Origin of the sequence: Microbacterium nanhaiense, from assembly GCF_014646015.1 — a bacterium.
Taxonomy (GTDB): Bacteria; Actinomycetota; Actinomycetes; order Actinomycetales; family Microbacteriaceae; genus Microbacterium; species Microbacterium nanhaiense.
In genome coordinates, this window is record NZ_BMMQ01000005.1 from 168,178 (window position 1) to 191,072 (window position 22,895).

The following is a 22,895-nucleotide window of genomic DNA, read 5'->3' on the forward strand; positions in this document are numbered from 1 at the left end:
CGCTGGTGCCGGGCGGTCCTCACGGGCCGCCCGGCACTGTTCTTCCCGGAAGGGGATCACTCATGGCTGGTTTCGAACGCCGCTCCCGCGTCGCCGACCGCATCCGCGTCGTGCTGTCCGAGCGCCTGCAGAAGGGCCTCCGCGACCCGCGCCTCGGTTTCGTCACGATCACCGACGTGCGCGTCACCGGCGACCTGCAGAACGCGAGCGTCTTCTACACGGTCTACGGAACCGACGAGGAGCGCGCCGGCACCGCCGCAGCCCTCAAGGCCGCGACCGGCATGCTCCGCAGCGAGGTGGGACGCAAGCTCAACACGCGCCTCACCCCGACGCTCGAGTTCATCGCCGACGCCCTCCCCGAGGAGGCCTCGCATCTCACGGAGCTCCTCCGCGAGGCGCGCGAGCGCGACGCCGCCGTGCAGAGCCTCGCCGCCGGCGCCCACTACGCCGGTGACGAGGACCCGTACAAGCACGACGAGGACGAAGACGAAGAGGCGGACTCCGACGAGGAGAAGTAGTCTGCCGAAACCCCGGTCTCCGCTGAGGAGACCGGGGTTTTCGTGTGCGCGGACGCTGCGCGCCGCAGGCGCACCCGCTCCGCTTCGCTGGCGGGCGGATCCCGCAGGAGCTCGGCGGTTCCCGGCGCTCAGGTCGCAGTATCTGCTGTTCGCTCGACATCCAGCAGCAGAATCTGCGACGTAAACCAGGCGGCAAGCCGCGGGCTCGCTACCGTGTCGGGAGGCCGACGAGTTCGCCGTCGGGCTCGATGAGTCCGTCGTTCTCGAGCGAGATCAGCGCGCGCTCGCGCTGCTCGAGGTCGTGCCAGTCGACGAGGAGCGCGGCGCGGGGGAGCGGATCCGGTGCCGCGGCGCGGAGCGCCTTCATCACGGCGCCGCGCGCCTGCCGGTCGCTGCCCTCGTACTTCGCCTGCTTGCGCCGGGTGTCCTCGGTGGCGGGGGATCCAGCGGCGACCCAGGCGCAGGCGTCGCGGATGGGGCAATCGCCGCACTTCGGGCTGCGGGCCGTGCAGATGACCTGGCCGAGCTCCATGACCGCGGCGTTCATGAGGGCCGATTCGGCGCGGTCGTCGGGGAGGAGCGCGGCCATCTGCTCGAGGTCGCGCTTGTGCGCGGCACCGGGGTGCGCGCGGCCGGACAGGGCTCGCGCCATGACGCGGCGCGTGTTCGTGTCGACCACTGGATGATGGTCGCCGTATGCGAAGACCGCGACGGCGCGCGCCGTGTAGTCGCCGATGCCGGTCAGGGCGAGCAACTGGTCGACCTCGCGCGGCACGACACCATTGTGGCGGTCGCGGATCTCGACGGCCGCGCGGTGCAGCCACAGCGCGCGCCGCGGATAGCCGAGGTTCGCCCAGGCGGCGACGGCCTCTCCGGGCGCGGCGTTCGCGAGGTCGGTCGGGGTGGGCCAGCGCGCGAGCCATGCCTCGAGCAGCGGGATCACGCGCGCCACCGGTGTCTGCTGCAGCATGAACTCGCTGACGAGCGTGCCCCAGGCCCCGAATCCGTCGCGGCGCCACGGGAGGTCACGGGCGAACTGCCGGTACCAGGGCACGAGGATGTCGGAGAGGGGCGCGGAGGGCATCTTCTCAGTCTATGGAAAAGGGATTGTGACCGAACGGTTGTCAAACCGTCGACATTCGTAACCGTGCTGTGTCCTGAGACGCGTACCCTCGAATCTGGCCCCGTAATGACCCCCGCTTGCGGCACCGAAAGATCCGGAGACCCCATGCCATTGGCACGCGCCCATCGACTCACCGCAGCATTCGCGGCGGTGGTGGTCGGTGTGAGCGTGCTTTCGGCGTGCGCCACGCAGGTACCGCACTTGGCCGAGCCGACGGACACCCCCGCGAGCGCCATCACGCCGAGCGAGACGATCACGCCGAGCGAGACCCCTGCACCGGAGCAGACCAACGACCCGACGGATCCAGACTCGTGGCTCGTCACCGAGACCGCCATCGGGCCGGTCGAGGTGGGCGGCGACTACGAGAGCACGCTGAAGGAGATCCGCGCGACGGGTGTCGGGTCGTTCGATTGCGAGGGGGTCGCCTACGGCTTCGCGGAGGACAACGCTTACGACATCCTCGTGATCGAGGACCGCGAGGGCGACACGGGCGGCATCGCCGAGGTCAGCGTCGGCTGGAACAGCGACACAATGGGTGTCGGACCGCGCACGGCGGAGCGCCTCGGGCTCGGATCCACGAAGGAACAGGTGCTCGCCGCCTACGAGGACGCCACGGAGCAGACCTCGCATATCGCCGATCGCAGCTACGTGACGATCCCCGACAACGACAGCGACAGCAAGCTGGTCTTCGGGTATCGCGACGGGTACGACGGTGCCGTCTCGGTCTCCGTGATCACCGGCGAAGAACCCGCCTACGAACCCTGCGCCTGATCCCGGCCGATCGCCGCACTAGCGAGCGATCATCGGCACGTGCGGGATCCCGTCCTCGAGGAATGGAGGACCGTCGACCGCGAAGCCGAAGCCCGCGTACCAGTGCTCGAGGTGGGCCTGCGCGTCGAGACGGATCGTGCGGCCCTCCGCCCGCCGCATTGCGTCGCGGATGAGCGCCGCCGCGAGCCCCCTGCCGCGGTGGGCCCTGTCGGTGGCGACGCGGCCGATGCGGCGATCCTCGCCATCGCACAGCAGCCGCACGTGCGCCGCGACGGCGCCGTTCACCTCGGCCCACATCATGAGCGCGTCCGGCTCGAGGTCGCGGCCGTCGAGCTCCGGATAGGGACATTCCTGTTCGACCACGAAGACGTCGACGCGCAGGCGCATCACGGCATACAGCGTGGCCGGATCCATCTCGGTGAGGTGGGCGGCGTGGATCCGGGACTCGGAGGAAGCGGGCATCCCTGCAGAATAAGCTGAACAGCATGACAGCTTCCGGGATCCTCCTCGTCGACAAGCCCACCGGAATCACCAGTCACGATGTCGTCGCACGATCGCGTCGGGCGCGCGGGACGCGAAAGATCGGGCACGCCGGAACACTCGACCCCATGGCCACGGGGCTTCTCATCGTCGGCGTGGAGCAGGCGACGCGCCTGCTGACCTTCATCGTGGGCTGCGACAAGACCTACCTCGCGACGGTGCGGCTCGGTGCGACGACGACGACCGACGACGCCGACGGCGACGTCGTGACAGAGGCATACGCGGACGCCGTCTCCGCCGCCACCGACGAGCGCATCCGCGCGGGCATCGCGCAGCTCACGGGACGCATCTCGCAGGTGCCCAGCAAGGTGTCGGCGATCAAGGTCGATGGCAAGCGTGCCTATGACCTCGTGCGCCAGGGCGTCGAGGTCGAACTGAAGGCGCGCGAGGTGACCGTGACGCGCTTCGAGATCACGGAGATCCGCCGCGGCGCGGATCACATCGATCTGGACGTCATCGTCGACTGCTCGTCCGGCACCTACATCCGTGCGCTCGCGCGGGACCTGGGCGCCGGGCTCGGCGTCGGCGGGCACCTCACGATGCTCCGCCGCACGCGGATCGGCGGATTCGACGTCGCGCACGCCGTCCCGGTGGATGGCATCGAGGAGGCCCGGCTCGTATCGCCCGCAGACGCGGCGACGGCGGTGCTGGGCCGGCTCGACGTGAGCGAGGACGTCGCCCGCGACCTGCGTCACGGCAAGCGCGTGGAGGCGCCCGATGAGTTCGACGGGCGCCGCGCCGCGATCGCGCCCGATGGATCGCTGATCGGCGTCGTCGAGCGCCGCGGATCCACGATGAAGAGCGTCATGAACATGCCCGAGGAGGCCTCGAAATGATCCTGTGGTTCACCATCGCGCAGATCGCTCTCGCGGTGATCGTCGGGCTGCTCTGCATTGGGCTCGGGCTCGCCGGCCGTCGGCCGGGCGACGTATCGGTCGGGGCGATGGCGCTCCTGCAGCTCGTCCTCATCGCGCAGATCATCGTCGCGATCGTCGCGCCGTTCGTCGGCAACTCGCCGACGGGGAGCATACTCGAGTTCTGGACCTACCTCGTCACGGCCGCGGTGCTGCCGCTCGCCGGCATCATTTGGGCCTTCATCGACCGCGGGCGGTGGAGCGTGGTCGTCATGGGCGTGCTCGCCCTCGCGGTGGCCGTGATGACGTATCGCGAGTGGGTCATCTGGACCGTTCAGGGCGCCTAGATCCGCGCGCGCGTAATATTTGCTGATATGTCTGACACACGCTCGAGCCGCCGCGTGACCGGCGTCGGCACGGTCCTCACCTTCGTCTACGCGATCATGGCGCTCGGCGCCACGGGCCGCTCGTTCGTGCAGATCGTGGAGCGGTTCGACGAGGCGCCGCTCCCGTACCTGCTGAGCGCGGCCTCCGCCGTGGTCTACATCCTCGCGACCGTCGCCCTGCTGCTCTCCAAGAGCCGCAGGTGGTACCGGATCGCGTGGATCGCCGTCGCGTTCGAACTGGTGGGCGTGATCGTCGTCGGTACGCTGAGCGTCGCCGCTCCGGATATCTTCCACGCCGACGCGACCGTCTGGTCGTACTACGGCAGCGGCTACTACTGGATCCCGCTCGTGCTGCCGATCGTGGGCCTGTGGTACCTCGCCTCGCAGCGGAAGAAGGTCGTCGCGTGATCGTCGTTCAGGATCCCTCCGAGCTGCCGGACGACTTCGGCGACACGATCGTCGCGATCGGCAAGTTCGACGGCGTGCACGCCGGTCACCGCACCATCATCGACCACGTGCTCCTCGACGCGGTCGAGGCGGACGCGCGCACCGTCGCGGTGACCTTCGACCGCAACCCGCTGGCGACCATCGCCCCGGAGCACTGCCCCGAGCAGGTCGTCGGCGTCGAGCAGAAGATCGATCTTCTCGCCGGAACCGGGCTCGACGCGGCGCTCGTGCTGACCTTCGACAAGGAACTCGCGGCCGTCCCGGCGGAGGAGTTCGTCACGCGCTATCTCGTCGACGGCCTGCATGCCAAGCGCATCCTCGTCGGTGAGGACTTCCGCTTCGGGCGCGGAGGCAAGGGCGATCCGGAGCTGCTGCGACGCATGGGCGAGCAATACGGGTTTACGGTCGCCGTCATGGCCGACGTCTCCAGCGGGCGCGACCACGAACCGGGCCGCCGCGTGTCGTCGACCTGGATCCGCGAGCTCCTCGCCGCGGGCGAGGTCGAGCGCGCCGCCAAGATCCTCGGGCACGCCCACGCGGTGCGCGGCGAGGTCGTGAAGGGCCTGCAGCGCGGGCGCGAGCTCGGCTTTCCCACGGCGAACCTCTCACCGGACCTGTCGGGCTTCGTGCCCGCCGATGGCGTCTACGCCGGCTGGGTCGCGGTCGTCCCGCCCGACGGGGAGATCGCCACGGGCGCGCAGTTCCCGGCGGCGATCTCGGTGGGCACCAACCCCACCTTCGATGACGTGCCCGAGCGCGTCGTCGAGGCGCACGTCCTGGGCCGCAACGACCTGGATCTCTACGGCCGCACCGTCGACGTCTACTTCTCCTACCGGATCCGCGGCATGATCGCCTTCGACGGTCTCGAGCCCCTCATCGCGCAGATGCACGACGACGTGGAGAAGGCGTTGACGCTGCTCCGATCGCGTCCGCGGGCGATTCGCGGGCTGATGGCGTAGACTATCCGCGTTATCCGCGGGGCGCGCCGCTCGGGCTCTCGCCCGGCCCACTAGCCGGAACGATCGAGTTCCCTCCGACACCGTCACGCGATGCACGACCTCACGGCCCGCAGGCCCCGGCCGCGGCGAATTGGCTCAGGAGGAGCATGCCGAGCACGGCACCCGCGCGACAGCGCAAGAAGTCCTCGTCTTCCAGGCGCGACGACGAGGCGCCCATCATCCCCATCCTCGCGCGCAAGGTGCGCGAGGTGGAGGCAAAGGCGCAGAAGAACAAGCTGGGACCGACGAATCGCGTCAAGTTCCAGGTCATCGCCTTCCTCGTGCGCGAGGAGCGCGCGCGGGTGAAGGAAGACCCCGAGATCACCGACAGTGCCCGCGCGGAGCTGCTCAAGCGCCTCGACGGCGTGGCGACGATCCTCGCGAAGACGGCGGCCCGCGACACCTCGCTCATCCAGCTGCTCGAGGCGGATCAGGCGACGAGCCCCGTCGCCAAGCGGATGCGCCGCGACTGGCTGCTCGATGCGGGCGTCGAACTGCCGCCGGAAGAACTCGTGATCGATGACGCGAAGCCTGTCGCGGCGGAGACGATCGTTCCCGCCGTCGCCGCCGAGCGCGCGGTCCGGCCCGTCCAAGTGCAGTCTCGGATCGACGCGAACCCGTTCCGCGCGCCGTCCTCGTACCATCCGGCCGGCGGCGACCAGCCGCGCCGGCGGCTCGACGGCTGGGAGCTCATGAGCCCGCTGTACAAGTCGTTCGCGCTGGGTGCCGGCGGCGGATCCGCGACGATGCCGCTGCCGGAGGTGCCGGAGTTCGACCGCGTCTCGCCGCGCGGCCTCGAGATCATGAAGCACCAGGCTCGATTCCTCGAGTCGGTGCGTGCGGGACACCGCCGCTTCCTCCTCGCCGACGAACCGGGTCTCGGTAAGACGGCGCAGTCGGTTCTCGCGGCGAGCATCGCGGAGGCATACCCGCTGCTGGTGGTCGTGCCGAACGTGGTGAAGATGAACTGGGCGCGTGAGGTCGAGCGGTGGACGCCGCAGCGCCGCGCCACCGTCATCGCCGGCGACGGTAAGGACATCGACGCCTTCGCCGACGTGTTCATCGTCAACTACGAGATCCTCGACCGACACCTCGGCTGGCTGAGCGAGATCGGGCTGGAGGGCATCGTCGTCGACGAGGCGCACTTCATCAAAAACCTGTCTTCCCAGCGCTCGCAGAACGTGCTCGCGCTCTCCCAGCGCGTGCGGCAGACGGCGCCCAGCGGCAACCCGCTGCTGATGGCCCTTACCGGCACGCCCCTCATCAACGACGTCGAGGACTTCGACGCGATCTGGCGATTCCTGGACTGGACCGACGGCGTCAAGCCCGGGCCGGAGCTCATGGAGCGCCTCGACGCGACGGGGTACACGCCGGCGGATAAGGCGTTCTACCCTGCGGCCCGCCAGGCCGTGATCGACATGGGCATCGTCCGCCGCCGCAAGAAGGACGTGGCGACCGACCTGCCGGACAAGCTCATCGCCGACATGCCGGTGCAGCTCGATGACGAGTTCGGGCGCTCCATCGCCCGGGCCGAGCAGGAGCTCGCAAAGCGGCTCGCCGACCGGTACCACCGGATCCTCGCCGCGCGCGGCGACCGCGGTCTTGCGCACGGCGAGATCGACGAGGACATCGTCGACCTCGTCGCCCATGGCGAGCTCGAGGAATCGCGTGCCGCCGGAACCGACGGCGACAACGTGTTCTCCATGGTGCGTCGTATCGGTCAGGCCAAGGCGCTCCTCGCCGCGGACTACGCGGCTCAGCTGCAGCGCTCGGTCGGCAAGGTCGTGTTCTTCGCGAAGCACATCGACGTCATGGACGCGGCCGAGAGGCACTTCGCCGAGGCCGGCGTCCGCTCGGTGTCGATCCGCGGCGAGCAGTCAACAGCGGCCCGCCAGCAGGCGATCGACGCCTTCAACGGCGACCCCGAGGTGGGCATCGCCGTGTGTTCGCTCACCGCGGCGGGCGTGGGCGTCAACCTCCAGACGGCCTCGAACGTCGTGCTCGCCGAGCTGAGCTGGACCGCGGCGGAGCAGACGCAGGCGATCGACCGCGTGCACCGCATCGGCCAGGACGAGCCCGTGACCGCCTGGCGGATCATCGCCGCGCACACGATCGACCAGAAGATCGCCGAGCTCATCGACTCGAAGGAAGGGCTCGCGGCCCGCGCCCTCGACGGCATGCAGGTCGACGACGCGGCGACCGAGTCCGTGCAGCTGGCGGCCCTCAAGTCGCTGCTGCGCGACGCGCTCGGCGCCTGATCCGCGCCCGACCCGACACGCAAGAGACGGCCCCGCTATTGCGGGGTCGTCTCTTGCGTGTCGGGTGAAACGTTCCAAGGGATCCGGCCGCGCGCGGGCCGCATTCACGATGCGGAATCACCCGTTCGGGGCTAGTAGTCTCGAGATATGAAGATCGGGATCCTGACGTCGGGCGGAGACTGCCCCGGGCTCAACGCCGTTATCCGTGGTGCGGTGCTCAAGGGCTCGCGCAAGTATGGCATCGAATTCGTGGGTATCCGGGATGGTTGGCGCGGTCTCGTCGACGCCGACTTCTTCCCGCTGCAGCGCGCCGACGTGAAGGGCCTGTCGAAGGTCGGCGGCACGATCCTCGGCACGAGCCGCACGAACCCCTACGAGGGCGACCGCGGCGGCGCCGAGAACATCAAGAAGACGATGTACGGGCATAAGCTCGACGGCATCATTGCGATCGGCGGTGAGGGCACGCTCGCGGCGGCGAACCGCCTGTGGAACGATGGCGTGCCGGTTCTCGGCGTTCCCAAGACGATCGACAACGACCTGCAGGCGACTGACTACTCGTTTGGTTTCGACACGGCCGTGAACATCGCCACCGAGGCGATGGACCGCCTGCGCACGACGGGTGACTCGCACCAGCGCTGCATGGTCGCGGAGGTCATGGGTCGCCACGTCGGTTGGATCGCCCTGCACTCCGGCATGGCCGCCGGCGCGCACATCATCTGCATCCCCGAGGTGCCGCTGTCGATCGAGGAGATCTGCGAGCAGGTCGAGTCGGCCTCGGAGCGCGGGCGCGCCCCCCTCGTCGTCGTCGCCGAGGGCTTCAAGCTCAAGGGGCAGGACGAGGCATACTCCGACAAGGGCCTGGACGCCTTCAACCGTCCGCGCCTCGGCGGTATCGGCGAGGTGCTCGCGCCGCTGATCGAGGAGAAGACCGGCATCGAGACCCGTTCGACGGTGCTCGGCCACATCCAGCGCGGCGGATCCCCGTCGGCTTTCGACCGCGTGCTCGCCACGCGCCTCGGCCTCAACGCGGCCGACGCCGTCATGGACGGAGCCTGGGGCCAGATGGTCGCGATGAAGGGAACCGACATCGAGCGCGTCACGTTCGAGGAGGCCCTCGGCGAGCTTCACGAGGTGCCGCTGAGCCGCTACGAAGAGGCCGCCGCACTCTTCGGCTGATCTCCCTCCCATACCCGTGTCCCACTTGACGCGGTTATGGCGACGTCTTTCGAGCACCAAGTGGGACACGCCTTTTCGCGTGTCCCACTTTGTGCTGTTATGGGGTGGTCTTTCCGACGTTTAGTGGGACACGGATTGGGGCGTGTCCCAGTTGGTGCTGTTTTGGGGTGCTCTTTCCGACGTTTAGTGGGACACGGGGTGGGGCGTGTCCCACTGAACGTCAGAAAAGCAGCCCGAGCGTATCCCGTCAGCGTCCGGGCGCGTGGGGGCGCCATCCCGCTTCCCACAGGGCTTCGCCCACGAGGCCCGGAGCCTGAGGGGCGTCGCCGCGCATGTGGTGGCGAAGGATCCGAACCAGGTGATAGCCCTGCCGGCGGATCATCTCCCAGCGGTCGGCGTCCTTCTCGAACTGCTCCGGATCCGCCGCATGCTGTCGGCCGTCGTACTCGACGGCCACTTTCCATCGGGGATACAGCATGTCCATGCGAGCGATAAACGTGCCTCGTACGTCGAAAATCTCAACATTCAGCTCCGGCTCCGGAAGCCCGTTCCTCACCAGCATCAGCCGGAGCGCGGTCTCCCGCGGCGACTCCGAGCCAATCCGGGCCAGACGCAACGCCGTTTCGAGGATCCGGCCGCGCATGTCGCCCATCTCCTCAAGTTCCTGCCAGAGCTCTTCGATCGTGCAGAGCCCGCGGCGCGGAAGGATCAGGTGGTCCGCGGCCGCGACGAGCGCATCGAGCGGCCACGAGTAGCCGGCCTGACGCCACGCCCGGGGCAGGGACTCGACGAGGAATCCGCCGGAATGGGTGAGAAGTAGAGGCGCGCGGCGCTGCAGACGATGACCCGTGACTCCGGGGATCCTCGGCTCGCGCCGCGGCCTATGCGCGGCGACGTGTAAGGCGGCGGGATCGAGGCCGCCCGGTAGCGGTACGCCGGCGAGCGCCAGCGCCGTTGCCTGGTTGTAGAACTGCCAAGGCTCGAGACGGGGCGCATATTCGACGCACCTGTCGAGGAGCTCGCGGGGCGGCTCTGGATCCATTGAGCGGATGCCGCGATAGGGTGCGCGCAGGTCACGCGCTCTCAATCGAGCTCGCGAAACGCCGAGTTCGTCGGCCTGTGCGACGCTGAACGGGCGTGCGCTCAACGAAGGGGGAAGCGGGGCAGGGATCCTCATCTCTCGAGGATGTCGCGTCGGCCGTGACGACGACGGCGCGCGGGGGCCGATTGTGGACAGATCCGGCGTTAAGGCGAAATCTGTGGATAATTCTGCGCATTGCGTGTCCCACTTAGCGCGGGATTGGCGCGCCCATTGCGACATCAACTGGGACACGCCCCGGACCGTGTCCCACTAAGTGCGGGATTGGCGCGCCCATTGCGACATCAACTGGGACACGCCCCAATCCGTGTCCCACTAAACGCGGGAATGGCGCACCTATTCCGACATCAACTGGGACACACCCCACACCGTGTCCCACTAAACGCACGAATAGCGCCCGCATACCCGCACCAAGTGGGACACGCTCCGGAAGGCTACGGGAGGTCTTCCGGCGAGATCACCGGAATGGCGGTGGTTGCGGGCTCCACGCCGGTCAGGCGCTCGGGGCGCAAACGCTTCGTGACGTCCTCACGGTTCATGAGGCCGGCCTCGACGACGAGGTCGGCGACGTCACGATTCGTGAGCAGCGCGGTCTTCGCGAGCGCCGCGGCGGAGGAATACCCGATGTACGGCGTCAGCGCCGTGATGACCCCGACGCTCTGGCCGACCATCGCGCTGAGCCGGGCGGTGTTGGCGGTGATGCCCTCGACGCAGTTGATCCGCAGCGTGTGCATCGCCTGGCGCAGCCAGATGATCGACTGGAACATCGAGTGCGCGATGACGGGCTCGAAAGCGTTGAGCTGCAGCTGCCCCGCCTCCACGGCCATCGTGATCGTGAGATCGTTGCCCGCGACGGCGAAGGCGACCTGGTTCACGACCTCGGGGATCACCGGGTTCACCTTGCCGGGCATGATCGAGGATCCGGCCTGCTTCGCGGGCAGGTTGATCTCGCCGAGGCCCGCCTGCGGGCCGGAGGAAAGCAGCCGCAGGTCGTTGGCGATCTTCGAAAGCTTCATGGCGGTGCGCTTGATCGCCGCCGACAGCGACATGAAGGCGCCGGTGTCGCTCGTCGCCTCGATGAGGTCGGTCGCGGTGCGCAACGGCATGCCGGTGATCTCGGCGAGGTGCCGCCTGACCGATTCGGCGTATCCGATGGGGCCATTGATACCCGTGCCGATCGCGGTCGCGCCCATGTTGATCTCGTAGAGCAGGCCCGCGTTGTGAGTCTGGTGCTCCCAGTCCTCGCGCATCGTCGTGGCGAATCCGTGGAACTCCTGCCCGAGCGTCATGGGAACGGCGTCCTGCAGCTGCGTGCGCCCGACCTTCAGGATGTCGTGGAACTCGTTGCCCTTCGCCCGGAACGCGGTGCCGAGCTTCTCGAGCTCGTCGAGCTGCGACACGTGGGCGAGCAGGATCCCGATCTTCAGCGCGGTCGGGTAGACGTCGTTCGTCGACTGCGAGCGATTGGTGTGGTCGGTGGGGGAGAGGTAGGCGTAGTCGCCCTTCTGCCGGCCGGCCATCTCGAGGGCGATGTTCGTGATGACTTCGTTCGCGCACATGTTCGTCGAGGTGCCGGCGCCGCCCTGGATGACGCCCACCGTGAACTGGTCGTGGAACTCCCCATCGATCACGCGCTGCGCCGCGCGGTCGATGAGCTCGGCGCGCTTCGCATCGAGGGCACCGACCTCGCGGTTGGCTCGCGCCGCGGCCTGTTTGACCATTGCGAGAGCCGTGACGAGCTCGGGGTACACCGAGATCTCGCGCTTGGTGATGTCGAAGTTCTCCTGCGCTCGCAGGGTGTGGATCCCCCAATAGGCCTGTGCGGGGATCTCCCGCGTGCCCAGGGAGTCGGATTCAGTACGCGTCTTCGCGAATGTCATGCCACCAGGCTAGGCACGCTTCTTCGAGAAATACTCCAGGCGCGCCTCCGGTGTCATCTCCTCGAGCCGGGCGTACCACTCGGGCGTGAAGAAGTCCGACGGATCCGCCGATGCGACCGGGACGACGGTGCTCGTGACCTGATCGTCGTACACGTGAATGAGGTGGAACGACTGTCCCGCGTCCATCCCGTTCACCTCGAGTGCGGGGCGCGCGACGTCCATCGTGTAGCAGCTGGCGGCGGCGACGTGCGTCGGGATGCCCGCGAAGGATCCGTGCATCGAATAGTGCAGGTGGCCGGCGAGGATCGCCCGCACATCGGATCCGCGGACGACGTCCGCGAGGGCCGGTTGGTCCTTCAGATCGAGGATGTCGAACATCGGCACGTGGCTCGGCAGGGGCGGGTGGTGTAGCGCGAGGACCGTGCCGAGCGGCGCCGGCGTCCGCAGCTGCTCGGCGAGCCAGGCCAGCTGCTCCTCGCCGATCTCGCCGTGATGCCAGCCCGGCACGGTCGAGTCGAGTGCGATGAGGCGGAGGCCGTCGAGGTCGAGAGTGCTCCGAATGGGATCCTGCGAAGCCTCCTCGCCCAGAAGATGGTGGCGCATCTCGGGCCGCTCGTCGTGGTTTCCCGCGACCCAGACGACGGGGGTCCCCATGCGCTGCGCGACGGGTTCGACGAGTCGCTTCAGGTCGAGGTATGCCTCCGGCTCGCCGAGGTCGGTGAGATCACCCGTGATGACGAGCGCGTCGGCGTCCCGGATCTGTTCGATGCGCGCGAGCATGGCCTCCAGATTCGCGATCGGATCGAAGGATCCGGATAGCGGCCGATTGCCCGCGATCAGGTGCGTGTCGCTGATGTGGACGAGCGTGCGGCGGGCGGGCGCGCGGTGACCGAACTGCATGGGAGAAAGGCTAACGTTGATCCGGTGACCACTGCGCCAACCCCGAAGAAGATCCCGACGACTCGACAGCATCACGGTCGCGAGTTCGTCGACAACTACGAGTGGATGCGAGAGAAGGAGTCCCCCGAGGTGATCTCACACCTCGAGGCGGAGAACGCATACACCGAGAGCCGTCTCGCGCACCTGGCACCGTTGCGCGAGAAGATCTTTGAAGAGATCAAGGGTCGGGTTCGCGAAACCGACCTGTCGGTGCCGATCCGCCGTGGAGACTGGTGGTACTACGGTCGCTCCGTCGAGGGCAAGCAGTACGGGCTGAACTGCCGTGCGCCGATCACCGACCCGGACGACTGGACGCCGCCGAAGCTGACCCCCGATGCCGATGTTCCCGGGGAGCAGATCCTCTTCGACGCGAACGTCGAGGCCGGCGAGAGCGAATTCTTCTCGCTCGGAGCGTTCGGCGTGACCATGGACGGCACCCGGATGCTGTGGGGCGTCGACCTCGCGGGCGACGAACGGTACACGGTGCGCGTGCGCGACATCGCCACCGGCGAGCTGCTGCCCGATCTCATTGAGGGCATCGCGGGCGGCGCCTCGTTCACCCCCGATGGCCGTTTCATTCTGTACTCGACCGTTGACGACGCGTGGCGCCCCGACCGTGTGTGGCTGCACCGCGTCGGTGACGCCGGCCGCGAGAACGACGTGGAGGTCTTCCACGAGGAGGACGAGGGATTCTGGGCGGGGGCGGGTTTCACCCGAAGCCACGCGTTCTTCCAGATCGCGTCGGGGTCGAAGGTCGTCGACGACGTTGCAATGATCCGTGCGGAGGACGTCGAGCGCCTCTACGCGGGCGATGACGACGTCGAGAGCCTCAGCGTCTTCGATCGAGAGGACGGCGTCGAGCATTCGATCGACCACGCCGTCATCGACGGGCGCGACTGGTTCTACGTGCTCCACAATCAGGGGGCGGAGGACTTCACGCTCGTTCGGCTTCCCGTCGACGACCTGGATGCCGAGCCGGAGGTCGTCATCCCGCATACGCCCGGCGTCCGCCTCGAGGACATCGACTGCCTGCGCGACTTCGCCGTGGTCGAGTACCGATCCGGCGGTATCGCGCGGGTCGGGATCCTCGACTACGCCACGCACGAGCTGCGGGAGATCGCGTTCGACGAACCGCTGTACACGGCCGGCGCCGGCGGGAACGCGGAGTGGGCGCAGCCCACGGTGCGACTGAACTTCAGCTCCTTCGTCTCGCCGTCGCGCGTCCTCGACTACGACGTCGCCTCGGGCGAGCTGATGCTCCGCAAGCAGGCCGAGGTGCTCGGCGGCTACAACCCCGACGACTACGGCCAGGAACGACTGTGGGTGACCGCCGAGGACGGTACGCGGATCCCCGTTTCGCTCGTCTGGAAGCGCTCCTTCGGCGAGCCCGGCGCGGGCGAGCGACCGCTGTTCCTCTACGGATACGGTTCCTACGAGCACTCGATCGATCCCGGCATGGGGGTCTCGCGCCTGTCGATGCTCGATCGCGGCGTCGTCTACGCGATCGCCCACGTGCGCGGCGGCGGCGAGATGGGGCGCGCCTGGTACGAAAACGGCAAGACGCTCACGAAGCGCAACACCTTCACCGACTTCGTCGACGTCGCCCGTCACCTCGTTGAACACGGGTACACCGCACCCGACAAGATGGTCGCATCGGGCGGATCCGCGGGCGGGCTGCTGATGGGCGCCGTCGCGAACCTGGCCCCCGAGCTGTTCGCGGGGATTCTCGCTGATGTCCCGTTCGTCGACGCGCTGACGACGATCCTCGATCCGTCGCTTCCCCTCACGGTCATCGAATGGGAGGAGTGGGGGAACCCGCTGGAGGATCCGGAGGTGTATGACTACATGGCGTCGTACACGCCCTATGAGAACGTGCGGGAGGGCGTCGACTACCCGAAGATCCTCGCGGTGACCTCGCTCAACGACACGCGCGTGTTCTACGTCGAGCCGGCCAAGTGGGTCGCACGCCTGCGCGAGGTCGGGGCCGACGCCCTCCTCAAGTGCGAGATGGTGGCGGGCCACGGTGGCGTGTCCGGGCGCTACAACTCGTGGCGCGAGACCGCCTACGAGCTGGCATGGATCCTCGACACGATGGGCCTCCGCGACGCGGACTAACCCCCTCCGGACCGTGTCCCACTTGTGGCGGTTATGGCGTGCCTATTCCCGCCATAAGTGGGACACGCCTCGGACCGTGTCCCACTTGTAGCGGTTATGGCGCGGCTATTCCCGCACAAAGTGGGACACGCCCCGGACCGTGTCCCACTTGTGGCGGTTATGGCGCGGCTATTCCCGCCATAAGTGGGACACGCCTACACCCGTGTCCCATCTGGCGCGTTTACTCGGTCGTGACGCAGTGGGTCGTGAGCTCGCCGATGCCCTCGACGCCGACGTGCACCGTGGTTCCGTCCGCAAGCAGCACCTGCGGGGTGCGCGAGTAGCCGGATCCGCCCGGGGATCCCGTCGAGATCAGCGTTCCCGGCAGCAGCGTGATGCCCTTCGAGAGGTGCGCGATGAGCTTGGCGACCGATCGGATCATCTGCCCCGTGGTCGCGTCCTGAAGGTACTGGTCGCCGATGCGGGTCCAGATCTTCAGGGCCTGCGGATCCGGGATCTCGTCGGCGGTCACGACGTACGGGCCGACGGGGGTGAAACCGTCGAGCGACTTGCAACGGCACCACTGCGCCTCGGAGTACTGGATGTTGCGCGCCGAGATGTCGTTGACGACCGTGTAGCCGTAGACGTAGTCGAGCGCTTCCTCCTCCGACACATCTCGGGCGGGACGCCCGATGATCACGCCGAGCTCCGCCTCGTAGTCGACCGAGGTCGCGAGTTCACGCGACCAGGTCGTGGTGCCGCCGTGCGGCGCGAGTGAGTTGGGCCAGAGCGTGAAGACCGTGGGGGTGTCGTCGCTCTTGAGGCTCAGCTCGCCGGCGTGCGCGGCGTAGTTCAGCCCCACGGCCATGATCGACGGCGGCGTGAGCACGGCGGGCGCGAGCGACACGGCCGCGACCGGCGTGCGCTCCCCGGCATAGGCGCTCGCGGCGGCTTCCACCGCGGCGCGAGCGGCGGATCCGCCGGCGATGAGCTGCTCGATCGTTGCGGGACCGGAGGGGACGAGCTCGGGCACCGGCACGACGCCGTCATCGGTGACGTGCACGAGAACTGGGGTGTCGGACGCGGGCAGGACCGCATGTGCGAAACGCATGATTCCACCGTACATGGCGGGGATCCCGCGGCCGTCTTGTGGAAACCGACGAGAAAATCGTGATCCACAGGGTATTGACAGCCAGGCCGAAACGGGGGATGGTTATCCCATAGACCAGCGCCCGCAGGTTCCCCGGCATCGCCGAGACCCGGTCGCTGGTCTTCCTTTATACCGACGGGCCGCTCATTTCGCGGAGAGCGCATTCGGTGGCGCGCTCCCGGGGAACGGGGGAAGATGGTCGCATGACTTTCGATCGCACGAAGCCTGAGTTCGACGCTCCCGCGGGCCCGGCCCCCACCGAGCTCGAGATCCGCGACCTCATCGTCGGTGACGGCGCCGAGGCCAAGCCTGGCGCAACCGTCACCATTCACTACGCGGGTGTCGACTTCGAGTCGGGCGAGGAGTTCGACTCCTCGTGGAGCCGCGGCGAGGCCGCGCAGTTCCCGCTCGGCATGCTCATCAAGGGCTGGCAGGAGGGGATCCCGGGAATGAAGGTCGGCGGTCGCCGTCAGCTCACGATCCCGCCGCACCTCGCCTACGGTCCGGCAGGATCCGGCCACTTCCTCGGTGGCAAGACCCTCATCTTTATCATCGACCTGATCGCGGTCTGAGGCCGCGAAAAGCGAAGGGGATCCCCGATCGGGGATCCCCTTCGTCGTTCGCGCGTCAGGGCGTCGGGTTGAGCGCGTCGTAGGCTCGCAGGCTCGTCGCGGTGCGGAACAGCATCGCCACGACGCCGATGATGATCATGCCGCCGGCGACGGGCGGAACCCAGTGCGCGAAGAGCGTCGCGAGCACGCCGTAATACATGGCGCCGAGGCGCGGCCCTCCCGTGACGACGACGAGGTACACGCCCTGCAGGCGCCCGCGGAAGTCGTCGGGTACCGCCACCTGAAGCATGGTCTGACGGAAGATAGAACTGATGTTGTCGGCGGCACCGGCCCCGGCGAGGAAGACGCATGCGAGCACGATGAGCGCGATGTTCGGATGCGATTCGTCGACGCGCCCGGGCGAGAGCCAGCCGAGCCGCGCGGCGAGGAGCGTGAGGCCGAAGAGCGCGGTGAACGCGCCGAAGACCTGGATCGAGCGCACGATGCCGTACCCGGCCCGCCGGATCCCGCCGACGCGGCCCGAGAACAGGCTCGACAGGATCGCGCCGACCGCGATCGCCGCGGTCAGCACCCCCGTCGTCACCTCGCCGCCGCCGAGGACGAGCACGCCGACGGCGGGAAGGATGGCGACGGGATGGCCGAAGGTCATCGCCGTGATGTCCATGATGAAGCCCATGCGGATGTTCGGCGCCTTCGCCAGGAACGCGAGGCCCTGGCGGATCGAGGCCAGGCCGGGCGTCGTTGACGCGGATCCTTCCGGCCTGAGGGCGGGCAGCGTCCACAGGCCCAAGAACAGCGAGCACATCAGCACCACGTCGATCGTGTACGTGATGGAGTAGCCGAAGGCGGCCACGAGGACGCCGCCGAGCGCCGGCCCCACCATGACCATGAGACCGCCCGTCATGCCGTTCAGGGCTGAGGCGGCGGGGACGAGCTCGGCGCCGACGAGCTTGGGTGTCATCGCCGCCTTCGTCGCGCCGACGATCGTGTTCGCGCACGCATTCACGATCGAGAGGCCGTAGAGCCACCATTCGTTCGCCGCTCCGGACCACGCGAGGGCGGCGAGCAGGGCCGTGGACGCCCAGGTGATCGTCGCCGCCGTGAGGGCGAGCTTGCGCCGGTCGAAGACGTCGGCGAGCATGCCCCCGTAGAGTCCGGCGATGATCATCGGCACGAGCCCCGCGAAGGCGATCATCGCGACCGCGACATCGCTACCCGTGAGGGCATACATGTGCAGCATGACGGCCATGATCGTCAGCTGGCCGCCGAGACCGCCCAGCACATTGCCGATCCAGAGCCGGGCGAACGCGGGATGCTCCGTGATCGGCCGCAGATCGATGAAGTGTGAGGAACGCTGAGACACGAAGCCTCATCGTACGGTAGGCTATGACGGTTGCCGTATTGACGGCCGCGGATAAAGAGAGCTCGCGCATCCTGCGACGGGCACCGCGCAACGAGACGAAAGGGGATCACTTCTATGGCACTTGAAGCTGCAGTGAAGAAGTCGATCATCGAAGAGTACGCGACGCACCCCGGTGACACCGGATCCCCCGAGGTGCAGGTTGCGATGCTGTCGCGTCGCATCTCCGACCTGACGGAGCACCTCAAGGAGCACAAGCACGACCACCACTCGCGTCGTGGCCTGTTCCTGCTCGTCGGTCAGCGTCGTCGCCTGCTCGGCTACCTCCAGCGCGTCGACATCGAGCGCTACCGCGCTCTGATCGCGCGCCTGGGCCTGCGTCGCTAAGACAGCAGGAGCAGAGCCGAACGCAGCCAGCGTTCAATCGACTTCTCGAAAGCCCGTCCCACGGTGTGGGGCGGGCTTTCGTCGTCCCCGGTGGATCCGCGACACGCCGCGGGAATAGATTGATCCGTGCGTGGTTTCACCATGTATATTCAAACGCATGGAAACGGGGAGCGATCTCATGAACGACAACACCACCTGGCAGGGCATGCAGTTCGGCCTGATGAGCGTGAGCGACATCACGCGCAACCCCCTCACGGGCGAGACGCCCAGCGAGGCGCAGCGCATTCGCGACGTCGTGACGATCGCCAAGCACGCCGAGGACGCGGGCCTCGACGTCTTCGCCATCGGCGAGCACCACAACCCGCCGTTCTTCTCGTCGTCGCCGACGACGACCCTGGCGTACATCGCGGCGCAGACCGAGCGCCTGCTCGTCTCGACCTCGACGACGCTGATCACGACGAACGACCCCGTGCGCATCGCGGAGGACTACGCGATGCTCCAGCACCTATCGGGTGGCCGGATGGACCTCATGATGGGTCGCGGCAACACCGGCCCCGTGTACCCATGGTTCGGCAAGGACATCCGTCAGGGCCTGCCGCTGGCGATCGAGAACTACCAGCTCCTGCACCGCCTGTGGCGCGAGGACGTCGTCGACTTCGAGGGCAAGTTCCGCACGGCCCTCAACGGCTTCACCTCGACGCCGCGCCCGCTCGACGATGTCGCGCCGTTCGTCTGGCACGGATCCATCCGCACGCCCGAGATCGCCGAGCAGGCCGCGTACTACGGCGACGGCTTCTTCGCGAACAACATCTTCTGGCCGAAGGAGCACTACCAGCGCCTCATCAGCCTCTACCGCCAGCGCTATGCCCACTACGGGCACGGCACGCCCGAGCAGGCGATCGTCGGCCTCGGCGGGCAGGCGTTCATGGCGAAGAACTCGCAGGATGCGATCGATCAGTTCCGCCCGTTCTTCAACGCCGCACCGGTCTACGGCAACGGTCCCTCGATGGAGGACTTCACCGAGATGACCCCGCTCACGGTCGGCTCGCCGCAGCAGGTCATCGACCGCTACGCCGCGATGCGCGACTACTACGGCGACTACCAGCGCCAGCTGTTCCTCGTCGACCACGCGGGCCTGCCGCTGAAGATGGTGCTCGAGCAGATCGACTTCCTCGGTCAGGACGTCGTACCGGTGCTGCGGCGCGAGCTGCAGAAGAACCGTCCCGCGAACGTGCCCGACGCGCCGACGCACGCCGCGCTCGTCAAGGCCAAGTACGGTGACAAGGCGCCGCGCCAGCCGCGCCCCAACGCCAACCGTGGCGACAACGTGACGGGCGGGTCGCCGTACCAGGACACCGAGAGCGCATTCGGATCGGCGGCCAACCGATGAGCCGCAGGATCGCCGTCGTCTCGGCGGGGCTGTCGGATCCGTCCTCGACGCGCATGCTCGCCGACAAGCTCGTGCAGGCCGTCTTCGAGGCGCTCGATGATCGCGGCGTCGAGCGGGAGGCGCGCGTCTTCGAACTCCGAGATGTCGCTCACGACATCACGAACAACCTGATGACGGGTTTCGCGCCGAAGGCGCTCGCCGAGATGAACGACTACGTCGCCAAGGCCGACGCGCTGATCGCAGTGACGCCCATCTTCTCGACGAGCTACTCGGGCCTCTTCAAGAGCTGGATTGACGTGCTCGACCGCGACGCGATCGAGGGTACCCCGGTGCTCCTCGGCGCGACGGCGGGGACCGCCCGCCACTCGCTCGCGATCGATTACGCGATGCGGCCGCTGTTCACCTATCTGCACGCCGAGCCAATCTCCACGGGCGTCTTCGCCGCCAGCAGCGATTGGGGTGCGGAGGCCGACAGCGTCGCCCCGCTGCAGAAGCGCATCGACCGTGCCGCGGGTGAGCTCGCCGACCGGCTGAGCGGATCCAGCGCTGCGCAGAAGACCGATCCCTTTGCGCCGGAGGCGTATCTCGCGGGCGGCAGTTCCTTCGAGGATCTGCTGACGAAGCTGCCGAGTCGAGGTTGAGCTCCTGACGCACGAAACCGGCGGGCCCGTAGGGGTCCGCCGGTTTCGTCGTCGGGGGCAGCTCAGCCGCTCTTGCGGCGGAACTGTCGCTGGGTGTGGGCCGAGTGCGTCTCGTGGATGGCGGAGTCACCGTCGAGGTGGGCCTCGCCCGCCCGCTGGTGGGCGTTCTTCTTCTCGAGCGCCTCTCGGAACTTGCGCTTCATCTCCTCGCTGGGAGTGACATCATCGTCGTGACCGGTCATGGCCCCAGGCTAGTGCGCGCGCGTCGGCGGGACAAGGCGTCTCGTCGGCCACGGGCCGGTGAACAGTCCGGGAACAGTGCGGAAAACGGGGTGCGCCGACAGGTCGCGAAGCGCATCCTGAAGCCATGCGCGTCGCGATCGTCACCGAGAGCTTCCTTCCGCACATGAACGGCGTCACGAACTCCGTCCTCCAGGTGTCCCGGCACCTGCGCGAACTCGGGCACGAAGTGCTCATCATCGCCCCGAAGGCCCCGGGCGGCCAGTCCGACGACCAGGCCACGTACCTCGCCTCCGTCCCGCTGCCGAGCTATCCGGATGTGCGTGTCGCGATCGCGCCGGTCGCGCAGCTGAAGCGGATCCTCGCCGGTTTCGACGTCGTTCACCTCGCGTCGCCGGCCGTGCTCGGTTGGCAGGGCCTCGTCGCCGCCGATACGCTCGGCCTGCCCACGGTCGCGGTTTATCAGACGGACGTCATCGCGTACACCGCGCGGTACGGGGTGGCTGGCGTGGCGGCGCTCGCCGAGGCCCACGTGGCGCGCCTGCACCGCCGCGCCACCATGTCGCTCGTGCCCTCGAGCGCCGCCGAGCGGCAGCTCGAGGCGCTCGGCGTCGACCGCATGTGGCGCTGGGGGCGGGGCGTGGACGCCGAGAAGTTCTCGCCCGCACGGCGCTCGGAGCAGTGGCGCGCGGAGCTCGCGCCGGGACAGAAGATCATCGGCTATGTCGGCCGGCTCGCGCCCGAGAAGCAGGTCGAGGATCTGAGGGTCCTGAACGACATCCCCGGCGCGCGGCTGGTGATCGTCGGAGACGGACCGGAACGCGCCCGGCTCGAACGGGAGCTCCCGGGGGCCGTGTTCACGGGCTTCCTCGGCGGCGACGAGCTCGGCCGCGCCGTCGCGAGTTTCGACGTGTTCGTTCACCCCGGCGAATCGGAGACCTTCTGTCAGACGGTGCAGGAGGCCCTCGCCAGCGGCGTTCCCGTCGTCGCGACAGGATCCGGCGGCCCGGTCGACCTCGTGCGGAGCTCGATCGACGGCTGGCTCTACACGCCGGGCGACCTGGAGGACCTGCGCGCGCGGGTCGTCGACCTGGTGGGCGACGACGCCAAGAGGCTCGCGTTCGGATCCGCCGCGCGGGAGAGTGTGCGGGCGCGCACCTGGCGCGCGCTGACGGAGCAGCTCGTCGCGCACTATCTCGAGGCCGTTCGCCTGAAGCACTTCGACCGCAACCTGCTCGCGCGCTCGGTCACGCGTCCGCTCGCGCCGGCACTGGCGCCGCTGCGGCCGCGTTGGCGCCGCTTCGTCGCGCTCGGCGACTCTCTCACCGAGGGGCTATGCGACACATCGCGCATGATGGACGGGCACTACCGGGGCTGGGCCGATCGGCTCGCCACGATGCTCGCCGAGAACGAGGGCGACGACTTCCTCTACGCGAATCTGGCGGTGCGCAGCCGGCGCATGCGCGACCTCGCGGGCGAGCAGGTGCCGGCGGCACTCGAGCTGAAGCCGGACCTCGTGGCCATCTTCATGGGCTCCAACGACCTCGTCAGCCACGCGGCGGATCCCGTGCGGCTCGCGCGCGAGCTCGAGGCGAGTGTGCGCGCGCTGCGTGAGGCCGGCGCCGACGTGTTGCTCGTCACACCCTTCCTCCCGCGCCGGAGGGCCGCTCGCCCCTTCGCGCGGCGTTTCGCCCGCTTCGCGCACGAGATGCGTCGCGTCGCGCGCGACACGGGCGCCTACCTCGTCGACGTCGAGGCGTTGCCCGAGCTGAGCGACCTCGAGATGTTCGCGGACGACAGGGTGCACCTCGCCAGTCGCGGCCACCGGTTGCTGTCGTATCGGGCGGCCGAGGTCCTCGGGGTGCCCGACGCGGCGCACCTCGGCGACCTCGACGACGCGCTCCACACGGATCCCGATCCCGCGTCGAGCCCCTGGCTCACGGCACACGCCCTGCCGTGGATTTGGCGCCGGATCAACGGGCGAACGGCCGGGGACGGGATCGTCGCCAAGCACAGCGACTACGTCGTGATACCCGGCCGCCGCCGCGGTCAGCGCGCCGACGCCTGACGCG

General features: G+C 68.4%; 22 protein-coding genes. 14 read left to right on the forward strand and 8 right to left on the reverse strand.

Annotated elements, in window-relative coordinates; genetic code table 11:
- Positions 1-62: 62 nt before the first annotated feature.
- A complete protein-coding gene (rbfA, locus tag IEX05_RS09660) occupies positions 63-518 on the forward strand; it encodes a 30S ribosome-binding factor RbfA (protein ID WP_188701294.1) in 456 nt (151 codons plus the stop codon).
- 208 nt (positions 519-726) lie between these two features.
- Here rbfA and IEX05_RS09665 read toward each other — a convergent pair whose 3' ends face one another.
- The gene (locus IEX05_RS09665; RefSeq protein ID WP_188701296.1) at positions 727-1,602 is read right to left on the reverse strand and encodes an iron-sulfur binding domain-containing protein; all 876 of its coding nucleotides are present in this window, start codon (positions 1,600-1,602) and stop codon (positions 727-729) included.
- Between the two features lie 144 nt (positions 1,603-1,746).
- Here IEX05_RS09665 and IEX05_RS09670 point away from each other — a divergent pair, with 144 nt between their 5' ends.
- Positions 1,747-2,412 (forward strand): hypothetical protein, encoded by a 666-nt coding sequence (locus tag IEX05_RS09670; protein ID WP_188701298.1) that lies wholly within the window; start codon positions 1,747-1,749, stop codon positions 2,410-2,412.
- Between the two features lie 18 nt (positions 2,413-2,430).
- On the opposite strand, the gene IEX05_RS09675 is transcribed toward IEX05_RS09670, so the two are convergent.
- Positions 2,431-2,874, reverse strand: coding sequence for a GNAT family N-acetyltransferase (locus IEX05_RS09675; RefSeq protein WP_188701300.1), 444 nt, complete (start codon positions 2,872-2,874; stop codon positions 2,431-2,433).
- 23 nt (positions 2,875-2,897) lie between these two features.
- Here IEX05_RS09675 and truB point away from each other — a divergent pair, with 23 nt between their 5' ends.
- The 6 genes from truB (at position 2,898) to IEX05_RS09705 (ending at position 9,071) form a co-directional block, all read left to right on the forward strand.
- A complete protein-coding gene (truB, locus tag IEX05_RS09680) occupies positions 2,898-3,788 on the forward strand; it encodes a tRNA pseudouridine(55) synthase TruB (protein WP_188701302.1) in 891 nt (296 codons plus the stop codon).
- Complete coding sequence (locus IEX05_RS09685) at positions 3,785-4,153, forward strand: hypothetical protein (RefSeq protein ID WP_188701304.1); 369 nt, start codon at positions 3,785-3,787, stop codon at positions 4,151-4,153. The genes truB and IEX05_RS09685 overlap by 4 nt, the downstream gene beginning before the upstream one ends.
- 27 nt (positions 4,154-4,180) lie before the next feature.
- A complete protein-coding gene (locus IEX05_RS09690; protein ID WP_188701306.1) occupies positions 4,181-4,600 on the forward strand; it encodes a hypothetical protein in 420 nt (139 codons plus the stop codon).
- Positions 4,597-5,598 carry a bifunctional riboflavin kinase/FAD synthetase gene (locus IEX05_RS09695; protein WP_188701308.1) on the forward strand — a complete coding sequence of 334 codons (1,002 nt, stop codon included), beginning with the start codon at positions 4,597-4,599 and terminating at the stop codon, positions 5,596-5,598. Before IEX05_RS09690 ends, IEX05_RS09695 begins: the two co-directional genes overlap by 4 nt.
- A 146-nt stretch (positions 5,599-5,744) precedes the next feature.
- Positions 5,745-7,895, forward strand: a complete 2,151-nt coding sequence (locus IEX05_RS09700) for a DEAD/DEAH box helicase (protein WP_188701310.1) — start codon at positions 5,745-5,747, stop codon at positions 7,893-7,895.
- Positions 7,896-8,042: 147 nt separating this feature from the next.
- Entirely contained in the window at positions 8,043-9,071 is a 1,029-nt protein-coding gene (locus IEX05_RS09705; protein WP_188701312.1) for a 6-phosphofructokinase, read from the forward strand.
- A 247-nt stretch (positions 9,072-9,318) separates the two neighbouring features.
- Here the strand turns inward: IEX05_RS09705 and IEX05_RS09710 are convergent, their stop codons facing one another.
- The 3 genes from IEX05_RS09710 to IEX05_RS09720 form a co-directional block, all read right to left on the reverse strand.
- Positions 9,319-10,113 carry a DUF559 domain-containing protein gene (locus IEX05_RS09710; RefSeq protein WP_188701314.1) on the reverse strand — a complete coding sequence of 265 codons (795 nt, stop codon included), beginning with the start codon at positions 10,111-10,113 and terminating at the stop codon, positions 9,319-9,321.
- Between the two features lie 491 nt (positions 10,114-10,604).
- Positions 10,605-12,050, reverse strand: coding sequence for an aspartate ammonia-lyase (locus IEX05_RS09715; protein ID WP_188701316.1), 1,446 nt, complete (start codon positions 12,048-12,050; stop codon positions 10,605-10,607).
- A gap of 9 nt (positions 12,051-12,059) precedes the next feature.
- Complete coding sequence (locus IEX05_RS09720; protein WP_188701318.1) at positions 12,060-12,950, reverse strand: metallophosphoesterase; 891 nt, start codon at positions 12,948-12,950, stop codon at positions 12,060-12,062.
- Positions 12,951-12,974: 24 nt separating this feature from the next.
- Here IEX05_RS09720 and IEX05_RS09725 point away from each other — a divergent pair, with 24 nt between their 5' ends.
- Positions 12,975-15,104, forward strand: a complete 2,130-nt coding sequence (locus IEX05_RS09725) for a S9 family peptidase (RefSeq protein ID WP_188701320.1) — start codon at positions 12,975-12,977, stop codon at positions 15,102-15,104.
- 220 nt (positions 15,105-15,324) lie between these two features.
- Here IEX05_RS09725 and IEX05_RS09730 read toward each other — a convergent pair whose 3' ends face one another.
- A complete protein-coding gene (locus IEX05_RS09730) occupies positions 15,325-16,194 on the reverse strand; it encodes a fumarylacetoacetate hydrolase family protein (RefSeq protein ID WP_188701322.1) in 870 nt (289 codons plus the stop codon).
- A 242-nt stretch (positions 16,195-16,436) separates the two neighbouring features.
- Here IEX05_RS09730 and IEX05_RS09735 point away from each other — a divergent pair, with 242 nt between their 5' ends.
- The gene (locus IEX05_RS09735) at positions 16,437-16,805 is read left to right on the forward strand and encodes an FKBP-type peptidyl-prolyl cis-trans isomerase (protein ID WP_188701324.1); all 369 of its coding nucleotides are present in this window, start codon (positions 16,437-16,439) and stop codon (positions 16,803-16,805) included.
- 55 nt (positions 16,806-16,860) lie between these two features.
- Here IEX05_RS09735 and IEX05_RS09740 read toward each other — a convergent pair whose 3' ends face one another.
- Complete coding sequence (locus IEX05_RS09740) at positions 16,861-18,168, reverse strand: MFS transporter (RefSeq protein ID WP_188701327.1); 1,308 nt, start codon at positions 18,166-18,168, stop codon at positions 16,861-16,863.
- Between the two features lie 114 nt (positions 18,169-18,282).
- Between IEX05_RS09740 and rpsO the strand changes: the two genes are divergently transcribed.
- From rpsO to IEX05_RS09755, 3 genes are all read left to right on the forward strand, one after another.
- Positions 18,283-18,552, forward strand: coding sequence for a 30S ribosomal protein S15 (gene rpsO / locus IEX05_RS09745; RefSeq protein WP_114117972.1), 270 nt, complete (start codon positions 18,283-18,285; stop codon positions 18,550-18,552).
- A 205-nt stretch (positions 18,553-18,757) separates the two neighbouring features.
- Positions 18,758-19,942, forward strand: coding sequence for an LLM class flavin-dependent oxidoreductase (locus tag IEX05_RS09750; RefSeq protein WP_373286298.1), 1,185 nt, complete (start codon positions 18,758-18,760; stop codon positions 19,940-19,942).
- Positions 19,939-20,583: a CE1759 family FMN reductase gene (locus IEX05_RS09755; protein ID WP_188701331.1), complete on the forward strand. Its 645-nt coding sequence runs from the start codon at positions 19,939-19,941 to the stop codon at positions 20,581-20,583. Before IEX05_RS09750 ends, IEX05_RS09755 begins: the two co-directional genes overlap by 4 nt.
- A gap of 62 nt (positions 20,584-20,645) precedes the next feature.
- Here IEX05_RS09755 and IEX05_RS09760 read toward each other — a convergent pair whose 3' ends face one another.
- Positions 20,646-20,825, reverse strand: a complete 180-nt coding sequence (locus IEX05_RS09760) for a DUF5302 domain-containing protein (protein ID WP_188701333.1) — start codon at positions 20,823-20,825, stop codon at positions 20,646-20,648.
- 125 nt (positions 20,826-20,950) lie between these two features.
- Here IEX05_RS09760 and IEX05_RS09765 point away from each other — a divergent pair, with 125 nt between their 5' ends.
- Positions 20,951-22,891, forward strand: coding sequence for a GDSL-type esterase/lipase family protein (locus tag IEX05_RS09765; RefSeq protein ID WP_188701335.1), 1,941 nt, complete (start codon positions 20,951-20,953; stop codon positions 22,889-22,891).
- Positions 22,892-22,895 lie beyond the last annotated feature (4 nt).